Annotated in this window: 4 protein-coding genes; 1 reads left to right on the top strand and 3 read right to left on the bottom strand. The window is 45.5% G+C overall.

Going from position 1 to position 2404, the window contains the following annotated elements; translation table 11 throughout:
- The first annotated feature begins 90 nt into the window (after positions 1–90).
- Positions 91–456 carry a cytochrome c gene (locus AB4653_RS20325; RefSeq protein WP_102258491.1) on the top strand — a complete coding sequence of 122 codons (366 nt, stop codon included), beginning with the start codon at positions 91–93 and terminating at the stop codon, positions 454–456.
- A gap of 79 nt (positions 457–535) precedes the next feature.
- Here AB4653_RS20325 and catB read toward each other — a convergent pair whose 3' ends face one another.
- From catB to AB4653_RS20340, 3 genes are all read right to left on the bottom strand, one after another.
- Positions 536–1162 carry a type B chloramphenicol O-acetyltransferase gene (gene catB, locus AB4653_RS20330; protein ID WP_017099903.1) on the bottom strand — a complete coding sequence of 209 codons (627 nt, stop codon included), beginning with the start codon at positions 1160–1162 and terminating at the stop codon, positions 536–538.
- Positions 1163–1255: 93 nt separating this feature from the next.
- Positions 1256–1987, bottom strand: coding sequence for a glucose 1-dehydrogenase (locus AB4653_RS20335; protein ID WP_102258492.1), 732 nt, complete (start codon positions 1985–1987; stop codon positions 1256–1258).
- An 88-nt stretch (positions 1988–2075) separates the two neighbouring features.
- The coding region (locus AB4653_RS20340; RefSeq protein WP_372105178.1) for a nuclear transport factor 2 family protein at positions 2076–2404 on the bottom strand (329 nt) is incomplete at its 5' end.

The raw sequence follows: 2404 nt of genomic DNA on the forward strand, positions 1-2404 counted from the left end.
ACTTAGCTTAATCCCGCTTTACCTATTCACGTTTCTTCTACTCACATCTGCTTATTCTTTCATTGTTAAATAATAATCGAGAACAAAACAATGAAAACCATGAACCATTTACACGTGTTAGCTTTCTTAGGTTTAGTCGCTTCAATGATGACGTTTAATGCGAGTGCCGCCTCAGAAATCGATGCGAGGCACTTTGCCAATGGTAAAGCCAAATACACGCAGCTTTGTCGGGTGTGTCATGGCGACAAAGGACACGGTGATGGCCCCACTGCCGCTTCATTGCCACACAAGCCCGCCAATATCGCTAATAAACTAGGCGGCTTTTTTACCAGTCCAAGTTCTTTGGCGGATGACATTTTAGAAGGTAACGTAGAACAAGGTATGCCAGCATGGCAAGGTGTTATCACAAAGCAAGACGCGTTAGATGTCTTGTCATATATAGATTCAATTCAGTAAATTTTCACTTGTTTGAGCATTCTTGTATAAACACCATGAGGGGCTACATTGTCACGCGTGGCTATATCGGGGACTGCGATTACTTGATCGCTTTCCAATAATGATAAAGCCCGTTGATATCTGAAGAACACATCAACGACATCGCGCCTTTGATCTGTTCTTCGCTCCACTCCCACCATTTCATTTCTAACAACTGAGCAATCTCAGTGTCATCGAATCGATAACGGATATGACGTGCAGGGTTTGAACCGACAATCGAGTATGGCGCTACATCTTTGGTCACAACCGCTCTACTCGCGATAATCGCCCCGTCACCAACCTTAACACCACTCATGATCATCGCTTCTGTACCGATCCACACATCATTACCAATCACAGTATCGCCAGAGCGTTCAAAGCCGTCGATCGCACCTTCAAACTTCTCGTCGTCTTGATAGAAAAACGGGAAAGTGCTGACCCACTGATTTTGGTGGCCTTGGTTTCCCGCCATCATAAATACGGCACCTGAACCAATCGAGCAATAACTGCCGATGATCAACTTGTCGATGTCTGTTCTATCAGGTAGCAGATAACGCGCACAATCATCAAAGCTGTGATTGTGGTAATAACCTGAATAGTAGCTATGTTCGCCCACGATGATGTTTGGGTTGGTCACTTGTTCTTTCAGTGACTTTCCGACAAACGGGCTCTCAAAATAGTTTTTCATGTTTGTACTCTTAGTTTCGTTCTTTTAGTTAGGTACTTGTGTTGCGTGTTGATGGTATTAACTTGTTTATCTTAGTGCAAAGGCCAACGTGCCCTACCGACCGCCTGCAATATCAATAAACGAGCCGGTGACATACGAAGCCTCGTCCGATAATAACCACGCGATAGAGTTAGCGACTTCTTCTGGTGTGCCACCTCGTTGTAATGGTAACTGCGAAGCGAGTCTGTCTACGCGATCAGGCTCTCCGCCGTCTGCGTGCATTTCAGTGTAGATACAACCTGGCCTTACACCATTAACTCGGATATTACGCGCAGCCAATTCAAGCGATAAGCCTTTGGTGAGTGAATCCATCGCACCTTTCGATGCTGCGTAATCCACGTACTCAAATGGTGCGCCCGTTCGCGAAGCAGCAGACGATACATTCACGATCGAACCCGCACCGTCAGCTTGTTTGATAAAGGCTTTACTGCACAGGAAGCAGCTTGATACATTCGATTTCATCACCTTTTCAAAGCGATCCAATTCGATGTCAACCAAAGGTGACTGAGTAAATAAAATCCCGGCATTATTGACCAAGTGAGTCACTGGGCCTAGCTTATTACGTGCAATCTCGAATAAGGATTTTACGTCCGATTCAACAGACACATCCGCCCGAACACTGATAGCGGTTCCGCCTTGTTCACGAATATCATTAACTAGCTCTTCCGCTCGCGATTCATTGTGTATGAAGTTAACGCATACGGCATAACCTTTACTGGCCAACAATTTAGATGTCGCCGCGCCAATGCCTCGGCTCCCGCCTGTTACAATCACTACCTTGTTCAATGAAACCTCCTAATGCCACTTGTTTGTTATAACCTGATTATTCGATACGACCTGGTTTTTCGTTACAAACTGATCGTATCGACACAAACTAATTGTTCGATACAACCTGAATCCACTGCGATCGCCAAGCCGGCGCTTCGAATGGGTCTGGCCAAAACTCAGTTTGCTTTTGAATTAAGCCATCAACAACCGTGTGAAAGGTGATCACTCGGCCTTTCAACACACTGTCTGTAACCGAAACGTCCGTTACTACGGTATCACCTTCACAGACAATTGAATTGAGCGCGAACTCCCAAACACCATTAGCTGGGTATTCAGCATTGACTGCCGTGAAGTTATCACGCCCTACCGTCAATTCAGACGACTGAGGCCAATAACCTTTAAAATCTGTGGCTAGCCATTCACTTGCCTTTGCAA

The sequence above is a fragment of the Vibrio sp. 10N.222.48.A3 genome, assembly GCF_041475345.1.
GTDB classification, from domain to species: domain Bacteria; phylum Pseudomonadota; class Gammaproteobacteria; order Enterobacterales; family Vibrionaceae; genus Vibrio; species Vibrio tasmaniensis_A.